Origin of the sequence: Actinomadura livida, from assembly GCF_014648675.1 — a bacterium.
GTDB lineage: Bacteria > Actinomycetota > Actinomycetes > Streptosporangiales > Streptosporangiaceae > Spirillospora > Spirillospora livida.
In genome coordinates this window covers 1-18,633 of the sequence record NZ_BMRO01000033.1, presented here as the reverse complement: position 1 = coordinate 18,633, position 18,633 = coordinate 1, and the positions used below count along the sequence as shown (strand labels likewise).

At 66.4% G+C, this 18,633-nt stretch carries 13 protein-coding genes; 11 read left to right on the top strand and 2 right to left on the bottom strand.

Translation table 11 applies throughout. The annotated features are described in order from the left end of the window. The first annotated feature begins 250 nt into the window (after positions 1-250). Both IEZ03_RS38435 and IEZ03_RS36995 read left to right on the top strand, forming a co-directional pair. A complete protein-coding gene (locus IEZ03_RS38435) occupies positions 251-451 on the top strand; it encodes a hypothetical protein (RefSeq protein WP_221480938.1) in 201 nt (66 codons plus the stop codon). Continuing rightward, the gene (locus tag IEZ03_RS36995; protein WP_221480937.1) at positions 451-870 is read left to right on the top strand and encodes a DUF6082 family protein; all 420 of its coding nucleotides are present in this window, start codon (positions 451-453) and stop codon (positions 868-870) included. The genes IEZ03_RS38435 and IEZ03_RS36995 overlap by 1 nt, the downstream gene beginning before the upstream one ends. 235 nt (positions 871-1,105) lie before the next feature. On the opposite strand, the gene IEZ03_RS36990 is transcribed toward IEZ03_RS36995, so the two are convergent. Together IEZ03_RS36990 and IEZ03_RS36985 are read right to left on the bottom strand one after the other, a co-directional pair. Then, positions 1,106-1,303, bottom strand: a complete 198-nt coding sequence (locus IEZ03_RS36990; RefSeq protein WP_184890074.1) for a DUF397 domain-containing protein — start codon at positions 1,301-1,303, stop codon at positions 1,106-1,108. Further along, positions 1,300-2,109 carry a helix-turn-helix domain-containing protein gene (locus IEZ03_RS36985; protein ID WP_268248595.1) on the bottom strand — a complete coding sequence of 270 codons (810 nt, stop codon included), beginning with the start codon at positions 2,107-2,109 and terminating at the stop codon, positions 1,300-1,302. Before IEZ03_RS36985 ends, IEZ03_RS36990 begins: the two co-directional genes overlap by 4 nt. A gap of 108 nt (positions 2,110-2,217) precedes the next feature. Between IEZ03_RS36985 and IEZ03_RS36980 the strand changes: the two genes are divergently transcribed. The 9 genes from IEZ03_RS36980 to IEZ03_RS36940 all read left to right on the top strand — a co-directional run. Then, entirely contained in the window at positions 2,218-2,454 is a 237-nt protein-coding gene (locus IEZ03_RS36980) for a hypothetical protein (RefSeq protein WP_184890072.1), read from the top strand. A 372-nt stretch (positions 2,455-2,826) separates the two neighbouring features. Continuing rightward, positions 2,827-3,012: a hypothetical protein gene (locus IEZ03_RS36975; RefSeq protein ID WP_184890071.1), complete on the top strand. Its 186-nt coding sequence runs from the start codon at positions 2,827-2,829 to the stop codon at positions 3,010-3,012. A 108-nt stretch (positions 3,013-3,120) separates the two neighbouring features. Then, a complete protein-coding gene (gene pglX / locus IEZ03_RS36970) occupies positions 3,121-6,699 on the top strand; it encodes a BREX-2 system adenine-specific DNA-methyltransferase PglX (protein ID WP_184890070.1) in 3,579 nt (1,192 codons plus the stop codon). A gap of 30 nt (positions 6,700-6,729) precedes the next feature. Further along, positions 6,730-10,620 (top strand): BREX-2 system ATPase PglY, encoded by a 3,891-nt coding sequence (gene pglY, locus IEZ03_RS36965; RefSeq protein ID WP_184890069.1) that lies wholly within the window; start codon positions 6,730-6,732, stop codon positions 10,618-10,620. Continuing rightward, a complete protein-coding gene (gene pglZ, locus IEZ03_RS36960) occupies positions 10,620-13,508 on the top strand; it encodes a BREX-2 system phosphatase PglZ (RefSeq protein ID WP_184890068.1) in 2,889 nt (962 codons plus the stop codon). The genes pglY and pglZ overlap by 1 nt, the downstream gene beginning before the upstream one ends. A 24-nt stretch (positions 13,509-13,532) precedes the next feature. After that, the gene (gene brxD, locus IEZ03_RS36955) at positions 13,533-14,846 is read left to right on the top strand and encodes a BREX system ATP-binding protein BrxD (protein WP_184890067.1); all 1,314 of its coding nucleotides are present in this window, start codon (positions 13,533-13,535) and stop codon (positions 14,844-14,846) included. Next, positions 14,846-16,942 carry a DEAD/DEAH box helicase gene (locus IEZ03_RS36950; protein WP_184890066.1) on the top strand — a complete coding sequence of 699 codons (2,097 nt, stop codon included), beginning with the start codon at positions 14,846-14,848 and terminating at the stop codon, positions 16,940-16,942. Before brxD ends, IEZ03_RS36950 begins: the two co-directional genes overlap by 1 nt. A 315-nt stretch (positions 16,943-17,257) precedes the next feature. Next, on the top strand, positions 17,258-17,746 hold the full coding sequence (locus IEZ03_RS36945) for a plasmid mobilization protein (RefSeq protein WP_184890065.1): 489 nt from the start codon (positions 17,258-17,260) through the stop codon (positions 17,744-17,746). Next, the coding region (locus tag IEZ03_RS36940; RefSeq protein WP_229808829.1) for a relaxase/mobilization nuclease domain-containing protein at positions 17,743-18,633 on the top strand (891 nt) is incomplete at its 3' end. The genes IEZ03_RS36945 and IEZ03_RS36940, both read left to right, overlap by 4 nt.

The following is an 18,633-nucleotide window of genomic DNA, read 5'->3' as shown; positions in this document are numbered from 1 at the left end:
GCTTCTCCGGATCCCGTCCCGACCCCGCCCCCTGGAGACTCGCCGTCCCCTCGCATGATCACGGGACACGGCCTAGGGGCCCGGCCCCGTCGGGCATCCGTCGGGCGGCTGGGTAACCCATCACCCGAAGACGCTGCACACCCTGGCCGACATCGCCAACGACCTACGCGCCCGCAGCGAGCGGGTACGGCCCCTGAAAGACAGCTCGGACGCATCCCGCACCTGACACGGCGGTGGCATGACAGGCCGTATGAGACGGGCCCTGCCCACGAGCCTCGCGATCATCGCGGGGCTCGTCATCGTGGTCCTCTGCCTCCTCGTCCCGGTTCTCCTGCTGCTCCGGCTGGACGACGACGAGCTGGCGCGCTGGTCGGACATCGGGCAGGCGGTCAGTCCGGTCACGGTCTTCTTCTCCGGTACGGCCTCCTTGGCATCGCGGCCGCGCTCCTGATGCAGGGCCGCGAACTGCGGAACCAGCGGGAAGAGCTGAGGATGGCTCAGGAGGAGCAGGCACGTAGCAGCGAAGTCGCGATGCGTGAACTGCACACCGACCTGATCAAGATGGCCATCGAGGACAGTGAGCTCCGCTCGGTCTGGCCCGCTCCCGCCCCCGCCCCCGGCGAGCACACGACCCGCAAGGACCACTACTGCAACCTGATCCTCAACCTCCAAAAGGTCGCCTACGAGACCCGCACGATCGAGCTCCCCGAGCTCCGCAGCGCCCTGCGGTTCCTCATGACCAGCCCGGACATGCGCGCCTTCTGGTCCCGAAGCCGCCCATCCCGCGTCTCCATCACCGACGGCGACGACACCGAGGACACCTTCACGGCCGAGGTCGACGCCGCGTACACCGACACCATCGCCCCGTAGGGCACGGACGTGCGCGGCCTGTGCCTGCTGCGCCCGTAGGGCGACCTGTTCCGGGAGTCGCGCCGTGCCACCCCTGGCCGTTCTCGAACAGGGTGCCTTCGGCGACTGGATCGTGCCGCCAGCTCCCTGGATCGCCGACGTGCACCGCACGGCCTTCACCCACGGCCCGGAGCGCACAACGCAATGAGCCCCCGACCCGCACCGGGCCGAGGGCTCGCAACACCAGGGGGATGAGTCAGGGCAGGTCGTGCTCTCCGCGCTTTACACGCCGGGCGAACACCTGCCAGTCCGCGCGCCCGAACACCAGGTGAGGCGCCTCGGCGGCCTTGGAGTCACGCACACCGATCTGTCCTTCGAGGTGCGCAACCTCCACGCAGTCGCTCTGGCCGGACGTACTTCCGCTGTGGCTGGCCTTGCGCCAAACGGGAGTCATTGAAGGCCCTCCATAATCCGCTTGATCAGCTCGATCGAGGCATCGACGGGCAGCGCCCGATCGCTGATGCGGTCGAACCTCAGCCGAAACGAGCGAACCTCTGTCCCGTCCATGACCAGTCTTCCACCTCCACAGGCTTCGGTGTAGGCGACCTCGGAGTGGGCGACTGTCATGATCTTGAAGGAGCCGTCACGTCCCATGTGCGCGCCTACGCATCTGGGAACGATGCGAAAGGTGATGTTCGGGTGTTGAGCTCGCTCCAACAGGGTGGCGAGTTGTGCACGCATGATCTCAGGAGCGCCGACCGGCTGTTCGATCACGCCTTGATCGAGGAAGACGCGCATGACGGGACCTGGATCACGGTTCAGCACCTCCTGACGCTTCATCCGTAGCGCGAGGTGTGCGTCGATGTCATGTAGCCCTGCCGCCTCGAACATGGCGCGGGCGTAGTCCTCCGACTGGAACAGACCCGGTATCCAGGACAGCTCCCAGATCCTCAGCTCCGAGGCGCGTAGCTCCATCTCGGCGTGGGCTTTAAACCACTCGGTGTCATGTCCTGCAATGGCGAAACCCACCAGAAAAGCGAACAAACCCCCGGTTTGCCACTCTCGGTCGAGCAGCCTCGCGTGCTTGACCTGAAGCTTCATTCCGCCGGATTCAAGGCGCGAAACACTCGACCTATCAAGATCGAGAAAGTCCGCCAGCTTCGATCCGGACATTTTGCGCTCTTCGCGGTGTCTTCGCAGCTGAACCGCTATGAGGTCCCATAGCGAACCAGCTGGATCGAGCGAATCTCGGGCACTCATACCAGCTCCCCGTTGTTGTTTTTTCTGAACGAACGTAGCGAAGATAACTCGTCGTGTTCATGCTTGTCCTGGGAAGACGCAAAGACGCAAAGACGCGGAGGTCGAGTCATGAACGCGAAATACGATCTTGAAGATCAAGAGATTGATCGTCTTCGCAATGAATTCACGGGGCACCGGATCTGGCGGGCGGTTCGCTGGGATGGCCGGCTGGGCGACTGGGTGGCCAGCCTTCATGACCCTGCCTCTGGTGTCGATCCCACGGTGATCTGTTCGAGCCCCGAAGAACTGCGCGCCGCCCTGCGCCGCGAGGCCGAGCGCGCCGCTGTGCGCAGGGGGCTCCGGTGAGGAAACAGCCACACCCCACGCGGGCTGGCCACCGGAGGGGACCGCATCCCCCAACGCGGTCCCAAGGGAGGTGAGAGCGGCGCGGCGTCCGGTGAGCGTCCCCCCGGGCGCACCGGCCGCGCCGCTCCACCGCCCGCCCGAGCCTCCAGAGAAGCAGTGGGCCGCCACCTCAACCGAACAGCCGACGCGCCAGACCATCACTGCCCAGATCGAGGCGCACTTCCCCGGTGTCCACTGCTGGTGGGGCCTTCGTACGTGCCGCTGGTGGGCCTACGTCCCCACCGCACAGGGTGGCCGTCTACTGGAGGCCACCACGCCGAACGCCCTGTTCGCACAGGTCGCACGGGCCATGCAGAGACCTGGGGAGGGGCTGTGGAAGGCGAACCGATGACTCACTGGATTCCGCTCGAGGTCTGCGCGGGCATCGTTGAGGAGGCGATCCGAGAGACACTCGACGACCGCTTCTTCAACGGCACTGTCGAGGAGATCCAGCACACGGCGCGCCGCAGGGTCGAGGAACTGTGGGCGGAGCTGGAGGAGGTTGACGCAACCCCCTGACCTCTTCAGGCCGAACGTTCTTACTGCTACCACGTGGTTCTGATACGAGCCGCCACTACCCTGTGCACCTGTAGCCCCCAGAGTTCACAGCGGATCGGACGGCACTACGTGATCGATCGCAAGGCCCTGCTGACCGACCTGAAGAAGCAGGTCCAGGCGCTTGAGAAGGACCTGACACAGCAGGTCAAGGAGCTTTCCGAGACGAAGGCCCGTCTTCGGGCGGAGTACGACCAGGCATTCAAGCTCGGCCGGACGGCCGCCACTTGGAACTCTTGGCTGGACGAGCGCATCACGCAGGTAGCGGTGGCCTGGGTACTCGGCACGGTATTCGTCCGCTTCTGCGAAGACAATCGCCTCATCCCTGAGCCCTACCTTGCCGCCCCGGAGGCCGACCGTCACGACCTCGCTCGCGTCCGCTACGAGGCGTACGTTGAGCAGGACGACGACCCGACCTACCGTGGCTGGCTGGAACGTGCCTTCGCGGAACTCGGCGAGGGCCAGGCCGGCAAGCTCCTCTTCGACCCTGCCCACAACGCTCTCTTCCAGATTCCGATCAGCCACGACGCCGCAGGCGCCCTCACCAACTTCTGGAAGACCCGGGACGAAGAGGTCTCCCTCGTCCACGACTTCACCGACCCACTGAACGACGATGGCACCGAGGGATGGGACACCCGCTTCCTCGGCGACCTTTACCAGGACCTCTCGGAGACGGCACGAGAGCGATACGCCCTCCTCCAGACCCCTGAGTTCGTCGAAGAGTTCATCCTCGACCGAACCATGGACCCGGCGATCCGCGAGTTCGGATACGAAGAACTCAAAATGATTGACCCCACCTGCGGCTCGGGCCACTTCGTCCTCGGAGCCTTCCGCCGCCTGGTCCGCCTCTGGAACGACCGCCAGCCTGGCCGCGACCTCCACGAGTGCGTCCGTGCGGCCCTCGACTCTGTCCACGGCGTGGACATCAACCCCTTCGCCATCGCTATTGCCCGCTTCCGCCTACTGGTCGCCGCAATGGCCGCCGCCAGTGTAGGCACCCTGGCCGAGGCCGCTCAATACGAATGGCCCATCCACCTTGCCATCGGCGACTCGTTGATTAGGGCACGTCAGCTCGAATTTAGTTTGGATGGCGAGGTGGCAGGCGATTCTCTGGCTGAATTCTCATACGCTACCGAGGATGTTCACGAATATCAGCAAATTCTTGAGATGGGCAGATATCACGTCGTCGTTGGAAACCCTCCTTACATTACCGTTAGAGACAGGAGTATCAATAAGCTCTATCGCGACCTCTATTCTGCCTGCTCGGGAACGTATGCACTAACAGTTCCATTTGCGCAGCGTTTCTTTGAATTGGCTAAGCGAGGCAAAGTAGGCGGCGATGGGTACGGTCTGGTTGGGCAAATTACGTCAAACTCCTTTCTCAAGCGCGAGTTCGGCGCCAAGCTCATCGAGGACTACTTCGCACACAAGGTCGAGCTAACCGAAGTGGTCGACTTGTCCGGTGCCTACATTCCAGGTCACGGCACCCCGACAGTGATTCTTATCGGGACTCGACGTTCAGGCTCCGATCGGTTGAACACAGTTCGCACAATCCGAAGTATCCGAGGCGAGCCTGCTGCGCCAGAAGCAGGGAAGCCTGGCCCAGTTTGGTCCGCAATTGTTGATCAAATCAACAGGCCGGGATCCATCAGTGAGTGGGTCTCGTGTGGCGACCTGGGACGTGAGCGCTACTTCGCCAGGCAGCCTTGGATTCTTGCTGACGGGGGCCTGGAGATGGTCGAAAGGATAGGTTCCGCGAGTGGCCTCGTCCTAAAGGACAAGATTGCCCCTCCCGTGGGAAGAGCCATTCGAGCGGGTGCAGATGATGCATATATCCGACCGCAGCGAAGCAGCTATCGAACAGACGTAGACCGCAGCTGCCTTCGCCCGCTCATGGTTGGGGAGGTGGTCCGAGACTGGGGTGCCGAGCCCGAAGAGCTTATCTTGTTTCCCTATGCAGAGAAAATCTCTCAAAGTGCCTTGAAGAGAGAGCTCTGGTTTTTTCGCCGAACCCTCGAAGTGCGGCGCACTTTTCAGGGCGACATGGCTGATGCGGGTCTCAATTGGTGGGACTATATGCAATATACTGCATCGGCATACACTACGCCCCTATCGATTGGCTTTGCTTTTGTGGCAACGCACAATCATTTTATGCTTGATCGAGGCGGAAGGGTGTTCAAACAGTCCGCTCCAGTGATCAAGCTGCACGAAGGGGCGGAAGAAAAAGATCATCGGCGCCTACTTGGCCTGCTCAACAGTTCTACTGCCTGCTTCTGGCTCAAGATGGTGAGTCACGATAAGGGCAGTCAGGGAGTAAATGAGGGCTTTAAAGCCCTAGCCTGGGAACGATTCTTCGAGTTTACAGGCACGAAGCTGCAAGAGTTCCCGCTTCCCAACGCGTACCCAACTAAGCTTGCGACCAAGATGGATGAACTCGCGCAGAAAGTGTCCGCGATTATGCCATCCACAATTGCCGATTCCACCTCTCCCGAGCTCGCAGTTCTTCGAGAGGCGAAGATGAGGTGGGAGTCCACTCGGGCCCAGATGATCGCTCTGCAAGAGGAGTTGGACTGGCAGGTCTACTCGATCTACGGGCTTCATCCGGAGGACCTTCGCGCTCCCGAGGAGGACGTTCCCGAGCTTGCCCTTGGGGAGCGGGCGTTCGAGATTGTGCTTGCTCGGCGGGTGGCCAAGGGGGAGGCGTCCGACGAGTGGTTCAAGCGGCACGGGTCCACGCCGATCACGGAGATTCCGTCGCACTGGCCGGAGTCCTACAAGCAGGTCGTCCAGAAGCGGATCGACGCCATCGAGACCTCGCGCGCTATCGGGATGATCGAGCGGCCTGAGTACAAGCGGCGGTGGGCCACCGAGGGGTGGGACGCTCTTCAGGAGAAGGCGCTGCGATCCTGGTTGCTGGACCAGATCGAAAAGCGGGAGCACTGGTTCGACGCGAACGACATGCCGATTCTCGTCTCGCTCTCGCGTCTGATCAGCGTGCTCTCGCAGGACGACGACTTCGTGTCCGTGGCGAACCTGTACCGGCCTCGCGAGGAGCTCGCGAAGGTCGTCGCCGACCTCATGGCCGATGAGCACGTTCCGTTCCTGCCGCAGCTTCGCTACAAGCCGTCCGGGCTCAGGAAGCGGGCCGACTGGGAGCACGTCTGGGACCTCCAGAGGCAGGAGGACGCCGCGCCTGACGCGCCTGCCAAGCGGAGGATCCGGCACTCTATCCCCACCCCGCCCAAGTACAGCTCGGCCGATTTCCTCAAGCCTTCGTACTGGCGGGCGCGCGGCAAGCTCGACGTGCCGAAGGAGCGGTTCATCTCCTATCCGACGGCGCTCGGCGTCCAGCCGCAGCTCTTCGGCTGGGCCGGGTGGGACCACCGGGAGCAGGCGCAGGCGCTCGCGACCTACTTCACCACTCAATCCCTGTCGCGCGAAGAGATCGCGCCGTTCCTCGCAGGCCTGCTCGAACTTCAACCATGGCTGTACCAGTGGCACGATGAATTCCACGCACTTTACGGCGGCTCCCCGGCCGCGTTCTTCGACGGTTACCGGCAGCAGATCAGGGGCGAGCACGGCCTGACCGACGAGGATCTGCTCAATTGGCAGCCGGAGGTGCGGGCGCGAGGACGCAAGACCAAGAAGTAACGGGACGGCGGAAAGGCAGGGGAAGAACAGATGACACAGCGGCCGCCGCTGCTCCGCGACCTCATCACGATCAAGGAGTCGATCTCCACCTCGGACTACGTGCTGAGCCTCGCCGAGGCCACCACACCCGAGGGGGCCGAGCGCGCCCTTGAGAGCTACGTGCTCACCGAGCGCCTCCGGGGCAACTTCACCGAGGCGCTCGACCTCATCAAGGCGGCGGTGGACGGCCACACGTCCAAGGCCGCCTACCTGCACGGCTCGTTCGGTTCCGGTAAGTCGCACTTCATGGCGGTGCTGTACGCGTTCCTGTCCCGCCACCAGAAGGTGTGGGGCAACCGTGACTTCGACAGAGTCCTGACACGGCACGAGTGGGTCCAGACCGACGGCAAGAAGTTCCTGCTGGTGCCGTACCACATGCTCGGCGCGCAGTCCTTGGAGCAGCGGGTGCTCGGCCGCTACGTCGAGTACGTCAAGAAGCTGCACCCGGACGCGCCCATCCCGCAGGTGTACAAGACCGACGCGCTGTTCGACGACATCCGCGGCCTGCGCGCCAGCATGGGCGACGACGCCGTCCTCAACGGCCTCGGCGGAACCGACGACGGCGCGGACGGCGAAGACGAATGGGGCGAGTCGTTCGCGTGGACCGCGGACCTGCTCGACCAGGCCCTGACCGCGGAGGAGTCGCACGAGGAGGGTGTCGCGCTCGACCTGCTGAACCCCTCCACCCCGGCGGAGCTGCGCGCCAAACTCGTCCAGGACGCCTCCACCCACCTTCTTCCCGGGTTCGGCAGGAAGGCCGCCGAGGACGAGCACGGTTTCATCTCGCTCGACGCCGGCCTGTCCGTGATCGCCGAGCACGCCAAGGCCCTCGGCTACGACGGGCTGATCCTGTTCCTGGACGAGCTGGTGCTGTGGCTGGCGACCCTCATCCACGACCAGCGGCTCGTGGCCCGCGAAGCCGGGAAGATCACGAACTTCGTGGAGGGCGGGGACGCGCGGCGCGCCGTCCCGATCGTGTCGTTCATCGCCCGCCAGCGCGACCTGCGCGAACTGGTCGGCGAGGAGGTGTCCGGGGCGGCCGAGGCGGCCATCCAGGACACGCTGAACCTGGCGTCCGGCCGGTTCGACCGGATCACCCTGGAAGACCGGAACCTGCCGCAGATCGCGCACGCGCGGCTCCTGGCCCCCATCGGCGGGCCGAACGGGGCCGCCGCACAGGAGATCAACACCGCGTTCGAGAAGACGAAGGCGCTCGGCCCGAACATCTGGGACACGCTCCTCGGCTCCGACAAGAGCACCACCGGTGCCGACGAGGAGTCGTTCCGGCTGACCTATCCGTTCTCACCGGCCTTCATGGACACGCTCGTCCACATCTCCTCGGCGCTCCAGCGGTCCCGGACCGGGCTGAAGCTGATGGGCGAGCTGCTGGCCGCGAACCGCGAGCACCTGCGGCTCGGTGACCTGATCGCGGTCGGCGACCTCTACCCGGTGATCGCCAAGGGTGGCGACAAGCCGTTCGTCGACGACCTGAAGGTCGTCTTCGCCGCCGCAGACAAGCTCTACAAGACGAAACTTCGTCCGTTCCTGCTGGGTACCCATGACGTCACCGAGGACGACGTCCAGCAGTACCTCCACGACCCCGACCAGGTGACCGACAGGCAGCTCGCGCAACGGTGCAGGCTGTTCGTCGGCGACAACCGGCTGATCTGCACGCTGCTGCTGTCGGCGCTCGCGCCGAGCGTGCCCGCGCTCAGCGACCTGACGTATCGGCGGCTCGCCGCGCTGAACCACGGCTCGGTCGTCGCGCCGATCCCGGGCAGCGAGGTCGGCATCATCAAGAACAAGGTCGACGAGTGGGCCGCCCGGTTCCCCGAGATCAAGACGATCGGCACCGACGCCAACCCGGGCGTCCGGCTGGAGCTGACGGGCGTGGACATCGACTCCGTCATCGCCAACGCCCGCGTCAACAACAACCGGGGGAACCGGGCCGCGCTGGCCCGCAGGCTGCTGACCGAGGAACTCGGCGTCGAACGCACCGACGACCGGCTCGGCAGCGATGAACTGCACCTGGTGTGGAAGGGCTCGCAGCGCACCCTTGAAGTCGTCTTCGGCAACGTCGCCGACGAGGACGAGCTGCCCGACCACGACCTGGTGCCGCAGATCGGGAACCGCTGGCGGATCGTCATCGACCTGCCGTTCGACGAGAGCAACTACGGCCCGGTCGAGGACGTCAACCGCATCCAGAAACTCCGGGAGAAGCAGGGCGAGGCGCCCCAGACCGTGGCGTGGCTGCCCACGCACCTGTCCGCGCAGCGCTACGAGGATTTCGAACGCCTCGTCGTCATCGACAGGGCACTCGCCGACGACCAGCGGTTTGAGACCCAGTACGCCGGTCATCTCAACGCTGATAGCCGGGAAGGCGCCAAGCGGCTGCTGGAAAGCCAGCGCGACGCGCTGATCAAGCAGATCAAGGACGCCTTCAAGCAGGCATACGGGCTGAAGCCCAAGGACGCGACCAACGTCCAGATGGACTTCGACCAGCACTTCCAGCCGCTCCCCGGTGACCTGCCCGACCTGAAGGTGCAGTTCGGGCAGTCGATGCACGCCGCGATCAGGCACATCGCGGGCCGGCTGCTGGGATCCCAGTTCCCGGGTCACCCCGACCTCGACCCGACCGGCAACGGCACCCCGGTGAAGCTGTCCGACGCCAGGACCGTCTTCGGGTACGTGCGGTCGGCGGCCGAAGCTCGTGACCACCAGGTCGAGGTCCCCGCCAAGGACCGCAAGCTGATGGCGCGCCTGGTCGAACCGCTGCGCCTCGGCACGCAGCGGGAGGCGTACTTCAGGCTGTCGCACGAGTGGTCCGACCACTTCATGCTGGCGGCGAAGAACGACGGGGTCACCGGTGACCTCAGCCTCATCAAGCTGCTGGACTGGATCGACCGGCCGCGGTCGCGCGGGCTGGACACGTTCCTGGCGAACCTGATCGTCGCCGCGTTCGCCGAGATCAACGACCGGGTCTGGGTGCGCGGCGGCGTCCCGCTCAACCCGCCGCCGGAACTGCACCAGATCAAGGACGGGGACGCGCTGCGCACCCAGCCGCTGCCGAGCGAGCAGGACTGGACGACGGCCTCCGAACGGTTCCACGCGATCTTCGGCAGGCCCGCGCCGACGCTGCGCCGCGGCCGGATGGTGAACCAGTTCGCCCGGCAGATCACCGAGGAGGCGGACAGGCACCGCATCGCGGCGGAGAACCTGGTCCGGCAGTTGGAGGAGCATGCCGCCTTCCTCCGCCTGGACGACACCGACGACGGAGGGCGGCTCCAGATCGCACGCCGCTCGGTGGACCTGCTGAAGACCTTTCAGAGCGCCGGTCACAGCAGCGCGGGCGCCAAGAAGACCGTGGAAGCCCTAGCCCGTTTCGACCTGGGCGGGGTGAACGCCGATCGGTACGGGACGTCCATCAAGCGTGCGGGCGAGGTCGCCGAGGCGCTCGTGGGCGCGGCCTGGGATGTCATCCGCCTCGCAGAAGGGCAGCGCCCCGACGGCGAGGCCCTGCTGGAATCGCTGCGCAATGTCGCCCGCGTCGACGAGCGGACCGCCGGTCTCGCCGACGCGCTCCACAAGGCCCGTGCGGACGTCACCGAGCTTCTCAGGAAGAACCGGCCCCTCCCCCCGGAGCCCGGGCCGGACCCACAACCCGGACCGGACAAGCCCGATGACGTCGACCTTGGGCGCGACTCCAGCCATCCCCCCGTCCCGGGCGGCGGCGAGCAAGGACCGACCGGCGGCGCGCCCGGCGTGGCCCGGACGGGCACCCGGCGGATATTGGCGTCCCGGGCGGCGTCCGAGCTGAACGACGAACTCGGGAAGCTGCCCGCCGGCACGACCGTCGAGATTACTTGGCGGGTCGTGGACTGATGCCCGTCACCACCGGCGCCATCGGGAACGGTGCGATGCGGCTCACCGCCGCGACCGTCACCCAGTACCTGGTGGGTCGCAAAAGGCTCAACGAGAATCCCAAGCGGCGGGTCCTGCTGCTGCGCGCCGTCCCCGCGTGGGAGGGAGCCGACGAGCTGTCCTGGGGCACTGGGCAGGCGGCTCGGGTCGTTCCCGCGCCCTCACCGCTCGCGATCCACGAACTGGTGTTGGAGCATCTCGCGCCGGGCGCGGAGGGGCCAGAGGTGCTCGTGGTGCTGACCGACCGGGAGGAGAACGAACTCGACCCGGCGATCCTCGCCCGTGTGCATCGGCAGCGCGTCGAGATCGTCGACAACTGGAACCTCGTCCTTGAGATGTTCGGCGCGGAGCAACGTGATCCGCGGCTGCGTGAGGAGAGCTGGGCGGCCGAGGCGCTGCTGGACGCCACCCCGCCCGGCGGCTGGCCCGAGCTGGGGGGTGGCATCCTGTCCCGGGGCACTGCGCTGTCGCTTTTGGCCCTGCGGCGGCTGCGGCTCGGCCGCTACGCCACCGAAACCCCCGACGACGCCTCTGGGACCGACCCGTCCGCCGGCGGCCTCGACACCCGCCTGCTGCTGCGCTGGTCGCTCGAACCGAGCGGACCTGACCGGTTGAAGGCTCTGCGCGGCCCCGAACGCCAGGGGCTGATCACCTTCCTGAGCGAGGCGGAGCAGGCCGGACCCGCCGGACGCATCCTCTTCGCGCTCGTCGAAGCCGACCACGGTCCCGACGCGGTGCCGTTCGGCCTGCTCTGCGCCGCCCTGTGGGGGGATGCCCCCGCCGATGGGGACACGTACCGCGCGCGAGGGCGCATCGAACGCTGGCTCGGCGACCCGCCGCCCGCGACCGGGCAGGCCCTGGACACCTTCCTGAGCGCGTTCGGCCGCTCCTGCCAGGAATTCGTCACCGCCCTGCTCGCCACTGGCGACACCGACGACGGTGAGGCCGGGCGTGCGGCCAGGCGGACCACCCGCCAGATTCTCAGCCGGGCCTCCGAACTCTCCCGGCAGTTCGGTATCGAGCCGCAGGCGCGGTACAGCACCGTCCTTTCCGAAGGGTTGAGCGAGCGCTTCACCTCCCTGGGCCATGCACTGCGGGCAACCGATCTCGATGTGGTTATTTCGGCTCTGGCCGCCGTAGAGAACCACGAATTGGCCAGGGACCACGATGCGCAGGTGCGGGTGAGACGTGCCTGGATGGCGACCCGGCTCGTCCATTGGCTCGCCACTGGCCCCACCGCGGAGATAACGACGGTCGCGGCGGGCCTCGACCGCCACGTGGCCGAGACCGGATGGGTTGACCAGGCCCTCGACCACATCGAGGCTGGAGGCGACCCTGACCCCGCCTTGAAGTCCGCCTACGACCTGATCGCCGAACGGGTGCGCGAGGCCCGCAAGGAGATCGACCGGTCCTTCGCCAAGGCGCTCGAGACGTGGACGGCGGCGGGCACCGACCCGGGGTCGATGCTGACCGTGGAGACGTTTCTGCCGCGCATCGTCAAGCCGGTGGTGACGGGCAAGTCGCAGTACCGCCTGCTGCTGCTGGTCCTGGACGGCATGAGCGCCGGGATCGCAGCGGAACTCGCCGAGGAGCTGCGCCGCAACTGGGCCGAGTACGACCCGATGCCCGAAGCGCCCGGTACGCCGCCCCGGCGTCGCGCCATGGCGGCGGCCCTGCCCACCGTGACGGCGATCTCGCGGACGTCCCTGTTCGCAGCCACCCTGATGAAGGGCAGCCAGGCCGACGAGAAACGGCTGTTCCCCCGGCACCGGTTCTGGGGCGGTGAGCCGGCCGCCGTCTTCCACAAAGACGACTTGCGCGGAGCTACCCCCGGCTCTCCGTTCAGTGAGGCGCTGACCGACGCCCTCGAACACGGGACGGGCCACATCGCAGTGGTGTTGAACACCATTGACGACCGCCTCATGAAAGAGCAGAAACTCGGCGACGCCACCTGGCGGCCGGAGCACATCGGCGAACTCAGGGAACTGCTGCGGGAGGCGGCCGAACGCGGCATGGCGGTGCTCCTCACCAGCGACCACGGGCATGTCGTGGACCGCCGCGGAGTCAGGATCGACGGTGTGGACGCCGCCTCGGCGCGGCACCGCCTACCAGGCGGGCCGGTCGCCGACGGAGAGGTCGCGCTGTCCGGGCCCCGGGTCGTGCGGGACGCGCCCGGCGGTGAGATCGTGGCGCTGTGGGACCGTGACCTGCGGTATTCGACGCAGCAGGCTGGCTACCACGGGGGCGCGGCGCTCGCCGAGTTCGCGATCCCCGTCCTGGCGTTCCTGACGTTCAACTCCACGCCCCCGAAGGGATGGCGGGAGCTGGGCGATCAGCGCCCCACCTGGTGGCGGCTGGAGACCGAAGAGACACAGGCCGAGCCCCTCAGCCCGCTGGCACAGGCTTCGGCCGAGCCGCCCGCGCCGCAGGCCCCGCCGACGGTCACGGTGAAGGAGTCGTCCGATGCGCTGTTCGAGCTGGAGGCCGAACGGCGCCACTCCCCGGAGCCGGTAGCCGCACCGCGGCCGGAACCCACTCCTGCGCCGGACGACCTCGCGACCGCGCTTCTTGCGTCGGAAACCTTCCGGCAGCAAATGGATTTGATGGCGCGCAAGCCTCCTCTTGGCAAGATCGAGGCGGCGGTGCGGGCGTTGCTGAACTCCGGGACGCTGCCCGTCACCGCCTTGGCGCAGCGGGTTGGAGAGCGGGCCACTCGTGCCGACGGCTTCGCCGCCGTGCTCGGCCAGCTGCTCAACTACGACGGCGTCCAAGTACTGGAAATTCTGCCCGACGGACGCACCCTGCGGCTGAACACCGCACTGCTGCGCGAGCAGTTCGATGTGCAGTGACAGGGTGATGGAACACTGGTGGGCGTGAGCACCGCACGTTCGAACCAGGTCAGCGCCGTCCGCCGGCGGGCCGTCATCGACGCGCTACGCCGCGGCGCGGTCCCGGAGAGCGGGCTGGACCTGCTGGCGACCGGGCTCGACCGGTTCGAGGCGGCGCTTGACGGGGAACTGGAAACCGTCGCGTCCGGCGGATCGGTGTTCAAGGCCGTCCGTGGTGAGTACGGGTCCGGCAAGACGTTCTTCACGCGGTGGCTCGGTGAACGTGCGAAACGCCGCAACTTCGCCGTCGCCGAGATCCAGATCTCCGAGACGGAGACGCCGCTGCACAAGCTGGAGACCGTCTACCGGCGACTCACCGAACGGTTGCACACCGCCAGCTTCCCGCCCAGCGCGCTGCGGCCGGTGGTGGACGCGTGGTTCTACGCACTGGAGGAGGACGTCCTGGCGTCCGGCGCGTCCGAAGAGGACCTCGCGGGTGAGGTCGACCGGCTGCTTACTGCGCGGCTCGCGGAGGTGTCGCGGCAGGCGTCCTCGTTCGCGACCGCGCTGCGCGGCTATCGGACCGCGCTCAGCGCCGGTGACGAGACCACGGCTGCCGCGGTGCTGGCTTGGCTCGGCGGGCAGCCGCACGTCGCCGCCGCGGTCCGGCACGCGGCGGGGGTACGCGGCAACCTTGACCACTTCGGCGCGCTCGGCTTCCTGCAAGGGCTCCTGACTGTGCTGCGAGATGGCGGGCATCCCGGCCTGCTCGTTGTCCTCGACGAAGTCGAGACGCTGCAGCGGGTCCGCTCCGACGTCCGGGACAAGGCCCTCAACGCGCTGCGTCAGCTCATCGACGAGGTGCACTCGGGCCGGTTCCCTGGCCTCTACCTCGTGATCACGGGGACACCCATGTTCTTTGACGGACGGCAGGGCGTGCAACGACTCGCGCCGCTCGCCCAACGGCTGGCCACCGACTTCACAACCGACCCGCGCTTCGACAACCCGCGAGCCGTCCAGGTTAGGCTGCCCGGCTTCACCCTAGAGTCGCTGACCGGGCTCGGCATCACCATCCGCGATCTCTACGCGACGGGTGCTGACGCCCCCGAACGGATTAAGGCGCTCGCCGACGACGCCTACATCGCCGACCTCGCCCGAGCGGTGGGCGGCGCGCTTGGCGGGAAGGTCGGTGTCGCGCCACGGCTGTTCCTCAAGAAGCTCGTCGGGGATGTCCTCGATCGCATCGATCAGTTCCCGGACTTCGATCCTCGCGTCCACTACAAGCTCACCGTCTCCGGCACCGAACTCACCGAGGTCGAACGGAACCTCACAGCGGACGACATCGACCTGGAAGTGTGATGGCACGGCTGCACCCGGTCGTCCTGCACCACATCGTCAACACGCTCGGATGGCCGGACCTGCGCCCCCTGCAACGCCGCGCTGTCGGACCGGTCCTCGACGGCGACGACGTGCTCTTGCTGGCCCCGACCGCGGGTGGCAAGACGGAGGCCGCGATCTTCCCGGTTCTTACCGCCATGGCCGAGCAAGAGTGGACCGGTATCTCGGTGCTCTACCTGTGCCCCCTCAAGGCCCTGCTCAACAACCTTGCCCCCCGCGTCGACCAGTACGCGCAATGGCTTGGCCGCAGCGCCGCCCCCTGGCACGGCGACACCCGCGAATCCGAGCGGCGGCGCATCCGTTTGAACACGCCGGACATCCTGCTGACCACGCCGGAGTCGCTGGAGTCCATGCTCATCAGCTACAAGACTGACCATGCCGAAGTGCTCGGCAAGATCCGTGCAGTGATCGTCGACGAGGTCCACGCCTTCGCTGGAGACGACCGCGGCTGGCACCTGCTCGCCGTCCTGGAACGACTCACCCGCGTCACCGGGAACCCCATCCAGAGGATCGGCCTGTCCGCGACCGTCGGCAACCCTCACCAACTGCTGACCTGGCTTCAAGGCGCGGGCGCCGGGATCCGCCCTGCCCAGGTCGTCGCCCCGGAGGCGACCGTTTCTGCGGCGGCTCCCGCCGCCCGTGTCGAACTCGACTACGTCGGTTCCATCGAGAACGCCGCCAAGGTCATCGCGTCACTGCACCTCGGCGAGAAACGCCTCGTCTTCTGCGACTCGCGAAGCCAAGTCGAGCAACTCGGCGCGGCCCTGCGCGCCCGCGACGTCACAACCTTCCTCTCCCACGCCTCACTGTCGGCCGACGAACGTCGCCGCTCTGAACAGGCGTTCGCCGAGGCCCGTGACTGCGTGATCGTCTCGACGTCCACCCTGGAGCTCGGCATCGACGTCGGTGACCTCGACCGTGTGATCCAAATTGACTCCCCAGCCAGCGTGGCTTCCTTCCTGCAACGCCTCGGACGTACTGGCCGTCGCCCCGGAGCCGAACGGTCCTGTCTGTTCCTCGCCACCAAGGAACGCGCGCTGCTCCAAGCGTCGGGACTGCTGCTGTTGTGGGGACGAGGCTGGGTCGAGGATGTTGCCGCCCCGCCGACACCTCGTCACCTGGTCGCGCAGCAGATCTTGGCCGTCGCGCTCCAGGAACATCGGCTCGGGAACAGGTTGTGGGCGGAGCAGTGGAACGGCCTGCCGCCATTCGACCGATCCGGCGAACCGATCCTGCGCCACCTGGTCGCGGAAGGCTTTCTCGACGAGGACGACGGCATGCTGTTCATCGGCCCCGAAACGGAAAAGCGGTTCGGCCACCGCCACTTCATGGATCTCACCGCGTCGTTCACGGCCCCACCACAGTTCACCGTCTTGTCGGGACGCGCGGAGATCGGCCGTACTGACCCGTCCGTGCTCACTGAGGACCGCCCTGGCCCCCGCCGCCTCCTCCTCGCCGGACGGACCTGGCAGGTCACCTACATCGACTGGAAGCGGCGCCGCTGCTTCGTCGAACCCGCCGAAGGCGGAGGTATCGCCAAATGGACGGCGGGCGGCATCGCGGGACTGTCGTTCGCCCTCACCCGAGCCATGCGCGACGTGCTGCTCGGCACTGACCCGCCCGTCACACTCACACGTAGGGCAAGCACGCGGTTGGAGCAGCTGCGGGTCGAGGAAGCGCCCGAGTCGGTACACCCGGCCGGCCCGGTTATCACCCGCGCAGGCACCGACGTCCGCTGGTGGACGTGGGCGGGATACCGCGCGAACGCCACATTGACCGCAACGCTCTCATCCGTGGCCGACCAGGTTCAGCGCCCTACGGACCTGTACGTAAGGCTCCGCGAGGATCTGACGCCTCACATGTGGAAGGCGGCGCGTGCTGAAGCACCACTCGTACTGCCTGAAGTCGATCCTCGGGCCGTCCGAGGCCTAAAGTTCTCGGTTGCTCTGCCCGCCCACCTCGCGGCCGCGACCGTGGCGGCCCGCCTCGCCGACCTCGACAGCGCCGAACAGGCGCTTGGCGAAGCCACTCGTTTCTCGGTAATTGACCGGAGCTGATCCGGTGACGCAGCTCTGGACGAGGCCGAACCAGCCCGAGAGCGTCGCGGCGGCTTCGCCTCTCGTGATTGTTCGACTCAACAATCAGAATCATGCTCAGGCGACAAGTACTGGCGAGTTGAAAAGAACGTTGACGGTCGAGAGGGTATAGCCTTTCGGTGGACTTTCCTAAGAACTGAATGTGACGCAACTCAGTGGCACGCCCCAACCCGCCCCAACATAGTAAGTGCGCCGACAGTATCGGTCGGCACATACGGCTGCTGAGCTTCTCAGAGGGCTGCAAGGTAGGACCGTGTCGCGACACGTTGTGGATTCATGGCAATCCACCGCACACACTTCTGTGGTGCGGGACCGGGCGCGGTCCTGAACGAGTTGATCGGAGGTGCAGTCACGAGCGAGGTACAGCACAACCAGCCACGCAAGCTGCAGCGACGTTCGCAGCTCGGCGGAGGACGCCGACGCGACCGTGAGATGAGGTTCCGAGTCAGCGACCAGGAGTACGAGGAAATCTGCGCGGCGGCCCAGCGAGCAGGAGCCGCCTACGGCACCTTTATTACACAGACCGTACAGGCAGCCATTCGCCAGCACGGACTAGGACTGCAACCAACCACGGAACTCTGCGAAGAACTGCGCAGCATCGCGCGACAGCTGAACCGAATTGGCGTAAACCTCAATCAGCTGACGCGCATAGCGAACGCGACAGGAGAGGTGCCTTGCGAACTGCCCGCCGCATTGTTGTATCTGGAAAACGTCCTCCGCAGAGTGGACACCTCGTCCGTTGAGATCGGCCGGCTCCTGCGTTGATCGGCAAAGTAACCCGCGGCCAGAGCCTCGCGAGGCTGCTGTCCTACCTCTACGGGCCTGGCAGCCGCAACGAGCACGTTGATCCCCACATCGTCGCTGGGTTCCGGCTCCCCATGGCCTTGGAACCCGGGCTCGACGCCAGAGGCGATCGGGACTTCCGCCACCTTGTCGGTGTCCTGACCTCCCCGCTCGACACTCTCCGGCACACGCCGCTGACCTTGCCGGTCTGGCAGTGCTCGATCCGAGCGGCTCCCGCAGATCGAACCCTGTCGGACGACGAATGGGCCGACATCGCCAAGGAGGTGATCCACCAGACTGGATTCGCTCCACGAGGTGACGACCAGGCATGCCGCTGGATCGCCGTACGGCACGCTGACGACCACATCCACTTGGCCGTCGTCCTGGCCCGCGAGGATGGACGCAACCCCAACGTCCACCGCGACTACTACAAGGTCGCCGACGCTTGTCACATCGTCGAGGAACGCTACGGCCTCACCCGAACCGCACCCGCCGACCGTACGGCAGCGCCCCGACCGACCCGGGCCGAGACAGAACTCACCGACCGTAAGAACTGGACGGAGCCACCTCGCACCACCCTTCGCCGGCGCGTGGCCAAGGCAGCCGCCGGTGCAGCAACCGAAGACGACTTCTTCGTCGCCCTCAGAGAGGCAGGAGTGCTGATCAAGACTCGCCAGAGTGTCCGTGCCCCCGGCGAGATCACCGGCTATGCCGTCGCGCTCCCACACCACACGAATCAGGATGGCCAACCGGTCTGGTTCTCCGGCGGGAAACTCGCCGCCAACCTCACCCTTCCCAAACTCCGTCACCGCTGGTCAGCCCCACCACATGCACCTTCCTTTGACCATCGAAAACTCAGGCGATACAGC